The organism is Hymenobacter psychrotolerans DSM 18569 (assembly GCF_900142395.1).
GTDB lineage: Bacteria > Bacteroidota > Bacteroidia > Cytophagales > Hymenobacteraceae > Hymenobacter > Hymenobacter psychrotolerans.
The window spans coordinates 88,254-101,419 of record NZ_FRAS01000013.1 but is presented as its reverse complement, the minus strand read 5'-3'; the positions used below and the strand labels follow the sequence as shown (position 1 = coordinate 101,419).

The 13,166-nt window shown below is 61.2% G+C and carries 11 protein-coding genes; 5 read left to right on the top strand and 6 right to left on the bottom strand.

Annotated features, from left to right (window positions below; all coding sequences use genetic code 11):
* Position 1: 1 nt before the first annotated feature.
* On the bottom strand, positions 2 to 817 hold the full coding sequence (locus BUE15_RS12905) for a ParA family protein (RefSeq protein ID WP_073285626.1): 816 nt from the start codon (positions 815 to 817) through the stop codon (positions 2 to 4).
* Positions 818 to 1,590: 773 nt separating this feature from the next.
* Here BUE15_RS12905 and BUE15_RS12900 point away from each other — a divergent pair.
* The 5 genes from BUE15_RS12900 (at position 1,591) to BUE15_RS12880 (ending at position 9,103) form a co-directional block, all read left to right on the top strand.
* The gene (locus BUE15_RS12900) at positions 1,591 to 1,914 is read left to right on the top strand and encodes a plasmid mobilization protein (protein WP_073285624.1); all 324 of its coding nucleotides are present in this window, start codon (positions 1,591 to 1,593) and stop codon (positions 1,912 to 1,914) included.
* The gene (locus BUE15_RS12895; protein WP_073285621.1) at positions 1,911 to 2,780 is read left to right on the top strand and encodes a relaxase/mobilization nuclease domain-containing protein; all 870 of its coding nucleotides are present in this window, start codon (positions 1,911 to 1,913) and stop codon (positions 2,778 to 2,780) included. Before BUE15_RS12900 ends, BUE15_RS12895 begins: the two co-directional genes overlap by 4 nt.
* A 129-nt stretch (positions 2,781 to 2,909) precedes the next feature.
* Positions 2,910 to 4,919: a conjugal transfer protein MobC gene (gene mobC / locus BUE15_RS12890; RefSeq protein WP_073285618.1), complete on the top strand. Its 2,010-nt coding sequence runs from the start codon at positions 2,910 to 2,912 to the stop codon at positions 4,917 to 4,919.
* A 206-nt stretch (positions 4,920 to 5,125) separates the two neighbouring features.
* A complete protein-coding gene (locus tag BUE15_RS12885) occupies positions 5,126 to 6,925 on the top strand; it encodes a DUF3945 domain-containing protein (RefSeq protein ID WP_084549024.1) in 1,800 nt (599 codons plus the stop codon).
* 105 nt (positions 6,926 to 7,030) lie between these two features.
* The gene (locus BUE15_RS12880; RefSeq protein ID WP_073285613.1) at positions 7,031 to 9,103 is read left to right on the top strand and encodes a toprim domain-containing protein; all 2,073 of its coding nucleotides are present in this window, start codon (positions 7,031 to 7,033) and stop codon (positions 9,101 to 9,103) included.
* A 36-nt stretch (positions 9,104 to 9,139) separates the two neighbouring features.
* Here BUE15_RS12880 and BUE15_RS12875 read toward each other — a convergent pair whose 3' ends face one another.
* The 5 genes from BUE15_RS12875 to BUE15_RS12855 all read right to left on the bottom strand — a co-directional run bounded on the left by BUE15_RS12875 (position 9,140) and on the right by BUE15_RS12855 (position 13,151).
* Positions 9,140 to 9,439, bottom strand: coding sequence for a YidH family protein (locus BUE15_RS12875; protein ID WP_073285610.1), 300 nt, complete (start codon positions 9,437 to 9,439; stop codon positions 9,140 to 9,142).
* Positions 9,440 to 9,478: 39 nt separating this feature from the next.
* A complete protein-coding gene (locus tag BUE15_RS12870) occupies positions 9,479 to 10,915 on the bottom strand; it encodes a bifunctional metallophosphatase/5'-nucleotidase (RefSeq protein ID WP_073285607.1) in 1,437 nt (478 codons plus the stop codon).
* A complete protein-coding gene (locus BUE15_RS22640) occupies positions 10,881 to 11,213 on the bottom strand; it encodes an AraC family ligand binding domain-containing protein (RefSeq protein ID WP_374940614.1) in 333 nt (110 codons plus the stop codon). The genes BUE15_RS12870 and BUE15_RS22640 overlap by 35 nt, the downstream gene beginning before the upstream one ends.
* Positions 11,214 to 11,297: 84 nt before the next feature.
* Positions 11,298 to 12,632, bottom strand: a complete 1,335-nt coding sequence (locus tag BUE15_RS12860) for an MFS transporter (protein ID WP_073285602.1) — start codon at positions 12,630 to 12,632, stop codon at positions 11,298 to 11,300.
* 45 nt (positions 12,633 to 12,677) lie between these two features.
* Positions 12,678 to 13,151 carry a DsrE family protein gene (locus BUE15_RS12855; protein WP_073285599.1) on the bottom strand — a complete coding sequence of 158 codons (474 nt, stop codon included), beginning with the start codon at positions 13,149 to 13,151 and terminating at the stop codon, positions 12,678 to 12,680.
* Positions 13,152 to 13,166: the final 15 nt, after the last annotated feature.

The window sequence follows — 13,166 nt, the reverse complement described above, 5'->3', positions numbered from 1 at the left end:
GTTATTTAGCGTTGTCGTCGGAGGTTTCAAGGGCAGCGGGGGCCGGCTGCTCGAATTCCGTGGGCGTGAAGTCAATGGTCTTGCCCGAGGGGGTAACCGCGCCCTTGCCGAGCACCAATTCCAGAATTTCGGTAATCAGGCTGCCCAGGCCGAGTTTGCCCAACTCCTTTTCCGGCATAGGAAACATCGTGGAGCGCTTGTCCTTGATGCTGACCAGCGACTCCACCCGGCTGTTGAGCAGCGGATAGCCCTTTTCACGAAACAGCTCGGCGGTCTTCGTGTAAACCGTCCGCTTCTCCGCCTTGAGAAACTTGTTCCAGAAGGCGTAAAAGCCTGCCAGGTTGGATTCCGGCCGCTGCCTATGGGTGAAGTTGCCCAGAATGTGCATGTAGGACATCGTGGAGGCAATGGTTCCCATATCCGGCTCCATGGGCAGAAAGATGTAGTCTACTCGCTCCAGCAGTTCGCTCAACCCCACAACGTTGACCGTACCAGGCGTATCCACCAGGATAAAATCGAACTCTTTCTCGGCCAGGGTGTCAATCGCCTCAACGGCCTTTTCAACGCTCGAAATAGCAATCGGGTAAGGCGTTACCCCTTGCTTGATGAGCCGCTCCTGAAAAGCCACGTCGGATTGCAAAAGCTGCTGCTCGTGGTTGCGGTAGGCGTGCAAGGTGTTCTGCGGATAGTCGCAGTCAAGCATCGCCACTTTGTAACCGTAGAGATAGCAGAGCGCCGAGGCGACGTGCGTGCCGATGGTGGATTTGCCAGCCCCACCCTTCTGAGTGGCAAAGGCAATTACCCGAGTGTTTTTCATTAGGTGAGTGGTTTTAAAAAAGTGGTAGTCGGTTCATAATGCGTCAATGCTTCAAAGTTGCAATGTGTCAATGAAGCATTGATCCTTTGCTTTTGTGCTTTTGTGCTTCTGTGCTTCTGTGCTTCAGAGCTTCTAAATGTCCGCGAGTTACTGAAGCAAAGAAGCAAGCCATCAAAGATACATAGCCTCGTTGAATTATCGAAGTATCGAAGCAGGCTATCAGCGCGGCAATACTTCAATGCTTCATTGAAGCATTGAAGTATGAGCAATCTGAAGCGTCGAAGTAATGAAGCACTGAAGCATAAAATAAAAATTTGATAAATCTGTATTGAAGCAATGAAGCGCCGAAGCAACAGTAATGTGGTACTTTTGCAAGTAGTATAAACGCTGCGTGTGACGCAATGAAGCAATGAAGCACCGATTCTTTGAAGCAGAAATTGCAGTAGACAGCAGCAATGTGTATTCAAATGTTCTGGTCCTTCATCACCAAGTTTAATTCGTGTTTTAAGTGCTTCATTGAAGCAAGGAAGCAATGATGCAAAGAAGCGCGCTAGTTATAGTCCTAGCCCCATTCAACGTCCTCGTTCAATCTGCTCGTTCATCGACCAGCAAGCCATGTCATTGTCCGGACAAAATTCGTTTGCCCAAACAATGACACCGCCATGTTCGCAGGCTCACATAGCTTGGCTTGCTAGCTCTAGCTGCTTAGATTTGCGTGAATGGTGAACATTACTATTCAGTAGCCATTCTTCACGAAGCGCCGTAAGTAGCTTATGGAATCAGAGAAGCCAGATGAAACAACTGCCGAGGCTGCGCGCACTTTGCGCATTGATGTGCGCGTAAGCCCGGATGAGAAAAAGGAGCTGCAGGAGAAGGCTAAGGCTGCTGGCTACAAGAAGGTATCAGCGTATTTGCGGGACGTTGGACGGGGGGTAGAGATAAAAGAAAGCGTACCGGCGGAGTTGCGACGGCAGCTGGTTGGCATTGGTACTAACCTTAATCAGATTGCGCGTCTGGCACAGGCTGGTAAGTCGTTTAGCAACCATGAGGCGCAGCTGTTAGAGGCGCTGACAATTATTAGAGGCTACCTGATATGATTGCGAAAACAACCACGGGTAGCGACTTTGAGGGCGCGCTGACTTACGGGGCTGGGCAGCGGCAGGGGAGGGGTAAGGAGCCAGGGGAGGCGCCACTTTTAGTGGTCTCCAACGTAATTCCAGGAAGCCCGAAAGAGATGGCGCAGGATATGCAGGCCGTGGCGGCCCGGAGCAAGCGCGTGCGGAAACCCGTGTGGCATACGGTCCTTTCGTGGAAGGCCGGGGAAGCCGTGAGTCAGGCGCAAAAGGTGGCGGCGGCCAAGCGCTATTGTGAGTTGATGGGAGCACCGATTGATCGGCACCAGATGGTCGTGTATGAGCACCGGGACAAGCAGCACGCCCACGTGCACATCTACCTGAACCGGGTGCCGATTGACGGCGGCCCGGCGTTGCGAACGGATAATAATTTTTACCGGCAGCCAGCCGTCACGCGGCAGATAAGCCAGGAGCTGGGCATGGACCCGCTACCCGAAAGGCGGCGTAGTTTGAAGACACTAGACCCCACCAAGGAGGTGGCGCGGCAGCGGGTAAGTCAGGCGCTGGCGCAGCTGCTGCAGCAGTCGGATAGGGAAGGGGAGCAGTGGCTGGCTTTGCAATTGCAAAAACTAGCCATCGAGATTCGCTACACCCACGACAAGGGCGGGGTATTGCGCGGCGTTAGCTTTGAAACGGAAGGAGTGGCTTTGAGGGGCCAGGAAGTAGGCTACAAAGGGGCGCAGCTGCGGGAGGCCCTGGCGGCATCCGTGAAGCCGGTTAGGGAGCCGGAAGCTGAGCGGAAGGCTCGTCCCGAGGTAGCAACCACGCTGCCTCAGCCGGCGCCGCCTGTACGGCCGAAGCAAGTCCGCCGGAAGGGGCGTAGACAGTAGGGGCAGGGGGTGTCACCCTTCGTGTGCTGAGCGTGCATCTCACCGCTGACTTTGAACCGCTCGTCAAGTAATCCGTGCCAGAGGTAAGGCGGGGCGGTAAGTTGCTTGATTCACCAAGCGGTTCAAGCAATGGAAGACGAAAAGGGGTTACGGAAAATCATGGAGTTTATGCGCCTGTTTGCCATTGGGCTGCTGGCCATAAACATCTACTATTACTGCTTCGGCTACTTCCGCTCTCTGGGCTGGACGACCGACGTGGTGGAGCACCTGCTGGAGAGCTTCACGCGAAATACCTTTCTGTTCAAAGCCAGCTGGGTCAGCAAGAGCCTGGCCGTGGTATTCCTGCTGCTCAGCTGCCTGGGCACGCGGGGGCGGGCTAACCAAGAGCTCAAAGGCCGGACGGTGGCGGGCTCCGCCGCGCTGGGGCTGCTGCTGCTCTTCGGGGCGGATGCAGTGCGCGGGCTGACGCTGGGAGCCGGGCTGACGACGGTGCTTTACGCCGGACTGCTGACGGTTGGCTTTCTGCTCTTGTTGAGCGCCGGGGCGTGGCTGAGCCGGCTGTTCAACAACGACTTGCTGAAGGACATCTTCAACAAGGAAAACGAGAGCTTCCCGCAGGAGGAGCGGCTGATGGAAAACGAGTACTCGGTGAATCTGCGCACCGAGTACTGGCTGCGCGGCAAGAAGCACCGCGGCTGGCTAAACGTGGTGAATCCGTTCCGGGCCACGATGGTGCTGGGCACGCCCGGCTCGGGCAAGAGCTTTGCCATCATCAACGAGTTTATCCGGCAGCACCTAGCCAAGGGCTTCTGCATGTACATCTACGACTACAAGTTTGACGACCTGAGCCGCATCTGCTACAACACGCTGCTGCGTCACCAGGACAAGTTCGATAGGCCGGTGGGCTTCTATGTCATCAACTTCGACAACCCGCGCAAAAGCCACCGCTGCAACCCGCTGCTGCCCGAGCTGATGACCGACATCGTGGACGCCTACGAAAGCGCGTCGACCATCATGCTGAACCTGAACAAGAGCTGGATTCAGAAGCAGGGGGACTTTTTCGTGGAGTCACCCATCAACTTCGTGGCGGCCATCATCTGGTTTCTGAAGCTGTTCGAGAAGGGCAAGTACTGCACCTTTCCCCACGTTATCGAGTTTCTGAGCCGCGACTACGAGGAGATTTTCCCGGTGCTGGCCTCGTACCCGGAAATTGAGAATCTGGTGAAGCCTTTCGTATCGGCCTTTCAGAAGGACGCCATTGAGCAGCTGGAAGGGCAGATTGCCAGCGCCCGGATTCCGCTGAGCCGGCTGGCTTCGCCCCAGCTCTACTGGGTGATGTCGGGCAACGACTTTACGCTCGACATCAACAGCAACGAGGAGCCCAAGGTGTTGTGCGTGGGCAACAACCCCGAGCGCCAAGCCATCTACGGGGCCGCGCTGGGCCTCTACAACGCCCGGCTGGTGAAGCTGGTCAACCAGAAGGGCAAGCGCAAGTCGTCGCTGATCATTGACGAGTTGCCCACCATTTACTTCAAGGGCCTCGATAACCTCATTGCCACGGCCCGCAGCAACAAGGTGAGCACCTGTCTGGGCTTCCAGGACTTCTCGCAGCTGGAGCGCGACTACGGGCAGAAGGAGGCCGAGGTCATCAAGAACACGGTGGGCAACGTGTTCAGCGGGCAGGTATCGGGCAATAGCGGCAAGTGGCTAAGCGAGCGGTTCGGCAAGATTCTGCAGCGGCGCCAGAGCCTGAGCATCAACATGCGTGAGACGAGCACCAGCCTTTCCACGCAGATGGACAGCATGATTCCGGCCAGCACCATTGCCAACCTCACCCAGGGTAATTTCGTGGGAGCGGTAGCCGACAACTTCGGCGAGGAAATCGACCAGAAGGTGTTTCACGCCCGCATCCAGGTAGACGTGAAGGCCGTAGCGGCGGAAGCCAGCGGCTACCAGCCCATCCCTGATATTACCAGCTTCATCAATCCGACTACGGGCAAGGACGAGGCCGAGGAGATGATTAAGGCCAACTTCAACCGGGTGAAAACGGACGTGAAAGAGCTATGCGCCCGCGAGCTGACCCGCATCAAGCAGGACCCAGCATTGCGCCATCTGATTAAGGAAAAGGCCGAGCAGTAGAATCATTTATAGTGCGGTGGTGGGCCTGCCTGAGGATGCCGTTCGTGTACCCAGCCGGCACCTTACCCCCCCAATTCTGACCACTCGTCAAGTTTCTGCTCCGCGCCTAGTGGTGGCCGATAGGTTTGCACAAGTCGAATTCCGGGCTGCCCGGCCCCGTGCTAAGCGGTCAGGGTGGCTTTTTCCTTCCTCTATTTCACTTTCCAATGGCTGAGCAAGATGACGAGATGACCCCAGCGTCGTTGCCCCAGATAAAGGCCAGCGACGCAAACGAATCTTTGACTACTGGGCAGGCGCAAACCCCGCCGCTACCCGTACCCCAGGCCGAGGAGGTGGCCCTACCTCCAGGCGTTGCGCCGGCCGGGGATACAGCTCCTGCGGCGTTGACGCCCAATGAGCAGCCGAGCAAGGACCCGCAGGCGCAGACCGCAACGGTAGGGGAGGGGCAGGAGGCCCCCACTGCCGACCCTGCTACCGATGCAATGGCTACAGCGCCCGTGGGCGAATTGCGCATCACCTGGCAGCAGAAGGGTGATGAGGTAGCTCCGCTGCTGGAAATGCGCGCTTACCTCGACCAACTCCGGGAAGCCGGCGTGGCCGTGGGCGCGCTGCAGTTCGAGCGCAACCCGGCGGGCAAACTCACGGGGGGCTTTGCGGTCAGCTACGACCCCGAATCCAACAAACTGGGTCAGCTGGAGGCGACATTACAGGGCTTCCGGCAGATAGGGAATGGCGTGGGCGTGATGGAAAAGCCGGAGCAGGCGGCCGCCCGCCGGCAGGAGGCGGGCTACGATGACGGCTACGAGCCCCCACGCAGCAAGCAGGTGCGGCAGGCATTCGGCGCCGGGCAGTGGGACGCACTGAGCGCCCAGCTCGCGGCCGTGCCCAAGCACGCGCTAACCGTTCCGGAGCAGGGTCAGCAGGCCGCAGCCGAGCAGCGCGTGCAGCAGCTGGCCCAGCAGCAGGGCAGGACCACCGAGCAGGTGCTGCGCGACGGGAAAAGCATTTTTGACATCGACACCAGCGGCAACCCGGCGTCAGCCTTTCTGAAGAACTTCTATGCCCATCTAAATGGCGGCCCAAAAACCCGGCAGCACCTGGAAGTGGACTACGAGCAAACCCGCCAGGATTTGCAGGCGCGCCTGCTCCGTAAGGCGGGCACTGCCCAGGCGGAAGTTCTGCCCGACCAGGCGCCAGCTGCCATAGGTGCCTACGCAGTGGCCGTCGCCGACGCCGCTAAGCCGGCCCCGGCCGAGAGGGCAACTCCGTCGCCCCCCGTCGCCCCGCCATTCCAGGCCAGCGACGTGCCGCAGCAGGTGCTGGCTTCGTTGGGTCTGACCCTGCAGACGCTGGAGCAGAGCGGGCAGCTGGAAAAGCTGCTGAGCGGGCGGCAAACCGACTTGTTGGCCATGCAGGTAACGGGCCGGCCGGATCAGGACCCCGTTCGGTTTGCGGGGAAGATGGTGCTGCGCCGCGAAGCTGACGGCACGGCTACCCTGAAAATGGAGTTGCCCCAGGCCCGGCTGGTGATTCCCAATGAGATTGGAGGAATGCCCTTCACGCCCGAGCAGCGGCAGCGGCTGGAAACGGAGGGCAACGCCGGCCTGCTGCGTGGCCTCAAGGACGAGCAGGGCCGCACCTACAACGGTTACGTAGCCGTGGACAAGGCCATGAACAAGGTGGTGATTCTGCCCGAGGACAAGGTGACGCTGCACGATACCATTGCCGGCGTCAAGCTTACGCCTGAGCAGAGCTACGACCTGCGCGAGGGCAAAGTCGTGGCCCTGGCCAACATGGCCAGCGGCGACGGCGGCCGGCAGTTCGACGGCACCGTGCAGGTAAATGCCGCCAAGGCCTGCATCGAGGTGCGTCCCGCCGCGCACGAGCTAATCCAGCACCAGGCGCCGCAGGTGCAGCAAACGGTACCGGGTGCTACCAAGACGGTGGTGGCCACGCCGGCCAAGGAGCAAACGACGCAGGTGAAAACCCGGGGGCCGCGCCACTAAGCGGGCCAACTGCTTCCACGCCATCATCTATTCACCCCAAGCCCGGAAGCTCTTTTCCGGGCTTCTTTTTTCTGGGCTGCCCCCGGTCTAACCCATCCCCAAGCCATGGAACACGAGCTGACTTTTCAAAAAATCAAGGAGCGGGTGGAGTTGCCCGAGCTGCTGAGCCATTTCGGCTACACCCTGAAAAAAGGCGAGCAGTTGGGCCGAGGCAAGTGGCATGTATTCGAGGGCGACGATACCCTGGTCGTGTTTAAGGGCCGGGGCGGTGACTGGATGTATTTCAACGCCCAGGATGACCGCGACAAGGGCAGCGTCATCGACTGGATGAAGAACCGGGTAAGCTCGGGACGAATTGCTGGCATTGCCCAGCTGCCGGGTCGTACTCTGTGGCAGGCAGTCAACGACCACTTCCGCGCCTACCTGAGCCTGCCCGAGCCGCAGCGGCCCCGGCTCGATTTGCTACCTATTGCCGAAACCGCGCCCGGCGAGAAGTTCCACAGCATCTTCACCAAGGACTGCCGGCCGCTGGAAGACACTACGTACCTCGAAGGGCGGGGCATCAGCCAGGCTACGCTGCGGCACCCGCAGTTCGTCGGGCGCATACTCAACCACCGGCACACCGTGCAGCGGGCTGGTCTGCCGCCCAAGACCTACGTCAACACGGCCTTCCCGTCCTACCACGAAGGGCGGGTAGTGGGACTGGAGCTGAAAGGCGAAGGCTTCAAGGGGCAGGCGCCGGAAAGCCAGTTTTCCCGCTCCTTATGGCTGAGCCGGCTGCCCGAGGGCCGGCCGGCGGCGGTGCTTGTGGTTAGCGAGTCAGCCCTGGATACGCTGTCCTACGCGCAGCTGCACCCCCATGAAAGCGCCCTCTACGCTTCCACCGCCGGCACGCTCACCCAGAATAAGATTTTCGAGTTGAAACGGCTGCTGCGCGAGGAGCAGATTCCGGTCATCCGGGCTGCGTTCGATAATGACACCCAGGGTCACCACTTCGACACGCGGCTCTTGGCGGGCCTGGCCAGCGACCAGAATCCGATGAAAGTGGTGCGGGAGCATGAGCACCAACTGACCGTCGAAATCGTGGCGCCCCAGCCGGCCGGCGTGCAGGCATTGAGCCGCCGGTTGCAGGCGTACAACGAGCAGACGAGTCAGCAGTTCAGCCAGGCTAATGGAGCCCCCGGTACGCCGACCACGAGCCCGACCCTGCGCGACGAGCTGATACACTCCCAGAAGCTGGGCGCCCACACCTACCAGTTTCGCCTGCCCATGAGCCCGGGGGCGCTGCACGCCTTCAATCAGGCGGCCAGCCAGACGCTGGCCTTCGAGCACCGGGTAGAAGTCGTGAAAAGCCAGGGCAAGGACTGGAACCAGGATCTAAAGCAGGACCAGCTGCAGCAGGTGGTGCGGAGCGAGTTGGGTGACGTGGACGAGGACCAGTATGGCTTCGGCCAGCAGCACTGGGACAACCCGGAAATAAGTGGCAGCGGGAAGATTGCCCAGCTGCACCAAGCCCAGGCCGAGGCCCGAACCCAAGGGGAGCGGCTGCTAGTGGTAGAGTTGCGCGAAAGCCGGGACGAAACGGCGCTGCTGCCCACCCTGCGCGAAAACCTGGAGCGCATCGGCCTGCACATCGACCACGCCACCCGGCAGCCGCACGGCGTAGCCCGCGAAATACTAACGGAACTGACCCTGCGCTACCCAGTCCAATCACCCCAGTTGCCGGCTATCAGCGACACAGTGGATGCGCTCCGGCAGAATCCACGGGTCATGGTGGTGGAATCCGGGCAGGACGCGGTGGAGCGCCGGCAGCTGGCCGCCGCCCAGGAGCAGGAGCGCCAAGCTGGCCCGCCATTGCGGCCCAGTGACTCCCCCGCCCGTGACCAGGCCCGTCAAGACTTCATCGAGGCGGCGCGGCAGGTAGTCCGCGAGCTGCGCGTGTACGCCGCCGGCTTGGAGGCCGCCCGGCTGCAGGAAGTCAGCAAGCAGCTGCTGACCCGGCCGGAGTTGACGGGTATCAACCAAGAGAATGGCGCAAGGGTTCTGGCGGTGGTAGATACGCTGGACACGCTGAAAACCAGCCCCGCCGTACTGCAGTTGCGCCAAGCGGCGCAGCTGCTACATGCGCCCAAGCCCCCAGCTCAGGAAAACCGTCCCCGGACCAGCCCCCGGTGGTAGGGGTTACCAGGTGCCGTGCGTCGAGAAGTTCACTAGCTAATGAGGGAGGCTAGTTTCAGAAGCACTAACGGCTATTCGACACCCTTCAATTTCCCGCTGCCGCATCCGGAAGCGTAGCCACCCGGTGAGCAGCACAACGCCGGCAGCACCAACCGCCCAGTAGCCCAACGACCCGGCGCGCACCGGATGGAGTTGAATCAGGGCCAGACCGAAGCCCAGCATAGCCAGGCTGGTACGTACATAAGTGAGAAACGTGCGCTCGTTGGCCATGCGGGTGCGGGCCGCGGCCAGGCCTTGCTGGTCATAGTTAGGCGGTAACGGGGAAAGTGCAGGCATGCGGAAGCAGTATAGCGAAAGCCCGGGCTACCCCGGGCATTATACCGCTACGAACGTCGCGTGCGGATGAACGACCATGGGGCGGTGCTGGGTTAGATAGGCCCGCATAACGGCCACCACGTGCTGCCCGGTTTTGCGGCGGTTGCGGCCCACCTGGTGTGGTACGCCCTGGGAGGTGATATACGCGGCCGTATAAGTCCGTTCCGGGTCCAGAGGCTGGTCTTTGATAAACACCGTTTGCAAGCGGCTGCCCTTGGGGTTCTCGGCTTTGAAGTACGCTTTCAGGCCCAGGGCCCGCTTCACGTAGCCGCCCATCTGGTGCAACGGGTTCTGGCTGTAGGTGCCTTCCAGATTCTTCTCCAGCATCTGGCGCAACTCCGCGCCGGTGAGCTCGACCGTTTCAATCTCCGGGTCCATCGGCACCAGGTCGTAGAGGTCGTTGAGTTGCACCGGACCGGGGGGGATGGGCGCCCCGTAGCGCCAGCCGTTGGAGAAGTACAGGTCGGCGGGCACTAGCGCCCGGATGCTGGCCAACAGAAAATCGTCGGCCGGGCACTCCACCGACGTGCCCCGGTGCAGCCCGGTGGCGGTGACGCCCACCACCTCGCGCAGGTTGGCATAGGGCAGCAGGGCCGCGTCGATGCGCGCCTGCAGAGCCGGGTCGGGCGTCAGGTCCGCGCTGACTTCCCGCAACTCATGGTCGTGGGCGGTGACGCGGCCGTTTTCCACGGTGAGCGTGAGGCGGCCGACAAAGGAGCCGTGGGCCCCGGACTGCATGACCAGACAGTCGCCCGCGCGGAAGGGCTCGTAGAGGCGGTTGTGGGTGTGGCTGCTCAGGCACACGTCCACGCCGGGGTGCGCCTGCAGCAGGGCCACGTCCTGCGGGAAGCCGCAGTGGGAAAGCAATACTACCAAGTCGGCGCGCTCCGGGCCGCGCAGTTCGGCCACGTAGCGGGGCAACTCCGCCGTGCCATCGGTGAAGCGCAGGCCCTCACCGAAATGGGCCGGCATGGTTTTGTCGACGATGGGGCAGGCCAGGCCGATGACGCCCACGCGCAGGCCAGCCGTTTCGTAGACCTGATACGGGGCGTACACCAGCTCCCCGGAAACCTTATCGTACACGTTGGCTGCCAGCAGGGGGTAATTCAGCTGCTTAACCAACTGGCGCAGCCGGTCTGGTCCGTAGGCAAAATCCCAGTGGGCCGTCATGCCCGCTATGTTCAGCTCGTTGAGGATGGGCACCAGAATCTCGCCTTGGGTATCCACCGCCGGCCGGGTGCCGTGAAACGTGTCGCCCCCGTCGAAGAGCAGGCTCGCCGGGTACTGCTCGCGCCACTGCTGCAGCAGGGTGGCAATGCGGGCGTAGCCCCCACAAGGGCGGTACTCAGGGCCAGTGGGTCCGTAAAACAGCTCTTGGTGCAGGTTCAGGTAGCCGTGCACATCATTGAGTTGGAAGAAGGAGAGGGTGGTAGCCATCAGGTGGGAAAGGATGGGTCGGGAGCTTATTGGGGCAGGGCCAACACGCACAGATGCAGGCGAACGTAAAACGATCAGGCTTTGCCAGCCATAATTTTGTTACAGTACAGCCACTGCAGAGCATAGCGCTTAAGCAGCCGCATGGAAAACCGCACGGGGTTAACAGAAACAGGCTGCCGGCGCGCACCAGATACGTCACAAAATCTACCGTGTGCGTGCCCGTGCCGGCCGTGACGTAAGGCAGCAGGTAAAAATCATGGGTGTGGGCCTTGTCAATGCCCAAAAACCCGGTAATCACCGCCTCCAGCCGCTGGGCGTGAAACGCATCGTGCCTGTGGCTCCGGGTAGGAGTCAATGCAGTAGACGGGAACCGGGGGCGTTTTCACGCGCGGCTTAGGTAAGGCCGGAACGGATAAGGGCTTAGCGGGCGGGCCAGCAACTTACTGCTCAGGCGGAATGTCTGGGCGGACTGGGCGCAGCTGCCAGCCGACGAATTCGCGCTATCCGGCGCCGGCAGGCAATACATGCGGTGGCGAATGACCAGCGAGGAAAGCACCGTGAGCCCGCCGATGACGGCCAACGCTGCGCTCAGGCCGAGCATGTCCGCCAGCACGCCGGTGAGCAGGGCGCCAATGGCGTAGCCCGCGTCCCGCCAGAGGCGGAAAATGCCCACGCTGTGGGCCCGCTGGGCCAGGGGTGAATATTCTGCCACCGCCGCCAGAAAGGTGGGATATACCAAAGCCGTACCGGCTCCCAGCAGACCGGCCAGCAGCAGAAACATCGGGTAGGACGATGTAAAGAGCATGACCAGCAGCACCGCCCCCTGCAGTAGCATGCCCCAGAAGAGCAGATCCTTCTTGCAGAGGCGGTCCGCTAGCGGCCCGGTTACCAGCTGGCCCAGGCCCCACACGGCCGGATACACGGCGGCCACGGTGCCAATTTGGGTAAGCGTAAACCCTTTGGAAGCTAGCAGCAACGGCAGCAGGCCCCAGACCATGCCGTCGTTGAGGTTGTTGACCAGGCCGGCCTGGGTGACCGAACCCAGGTTGGGGTGGCGCCAGGTCACGTCCCAGAAGGAAAGCGGCGGCCCGGTGGGCCCGGCGGGAGCCTGCGCGGCTTCCAGTGCCACGTGGTGACGCGTATCACGCACCAGCAGGCTGCTCAGCAGCCCCAGCATGGCTAACCCTATGCCCAGGTAGAACGGGTAAGGCCGCAGACCGTATTCGGTGGCCAGCCAGCCGGAGGCAAACGCCGTGGCGGCCACGGCCAGGTAGCCCGCCGACTCGTTCAGGCCCATAGCCAGCCCGCGCTGCTTCGGGCCAACCAAATCAATTTTCATCACCACCGTGCTCGACCAGGCCAGGCCCTGATTCAAGCCCAGCAGCACGTTAGCCACAATGACCCAGCCCCAGCTCGGAGCCCACAGCAGCAGCAGGGGCACCGGCAGGCCAATGAGCCAGCCAATAACCAGCAGATTTTTACGCCCTACCGTAGTGGCCCACGCCCCGGCGTAGTAGTTGGCGGCGGCTTTGGTGAGCCCAAACACCACGATGAAGGAGAGAATGGCCGAGCGGGCTACTAAGTGAAATTCCTGCTCCGCCAGCCGGGGTAGAATCGTGCGCTCCAGCCCCACCATGCCCCCCACAAAGGCATTTACCAGGACCAGCAGGCTGAACTGGTGCCAGTTTTCACGCAGACCGAGACGCGGAGTAGTCATTGCTAGTAGCTTTAGGGTGAGAGGAAATATAGTCAACACTATCGTTTAGGGGTGCACGATAGCCCAACCCTGGGCCTGGCGAATGATCAGCTCCCCGTTGCCGGTGGGCACGTAGCTGATGAAGGGAAACAGCTCGTCCTTGCTGATCTTGCGCTCTTTCATCGTGTTCAGGCACTGGGCCAGCAGCACGCCCTGCTGTTGGAGGGCTTTTATATCCGCCTCGTAGGGCTGGGCTTGGCGGAACACGTCCGTGCCGCCGCCGTAGGCCACCAGCTCCATCTGCAGCTTGCCCTTGAGGCGCGGGTCTTCCAGCGCGTTTTTCATGTTGCGCAGGGTCTGCTTGATGAGCTTGGGGTCGTCACTGTCCAGCTGGTACACCACCTTGTACTCCGCTTTGTCGGCTACTGCGCCCGTGAATTCGGCGGCGGGCTTCCCGGCGGCCGGGGTCTGGGCCTGGGCGGTGGTAAGGCTGGCCAGCAGCAGGGCAGAGGCCGCAAGAAAGCGGAGCGGAGCGTTCATGGCGAAGGGGAAAGG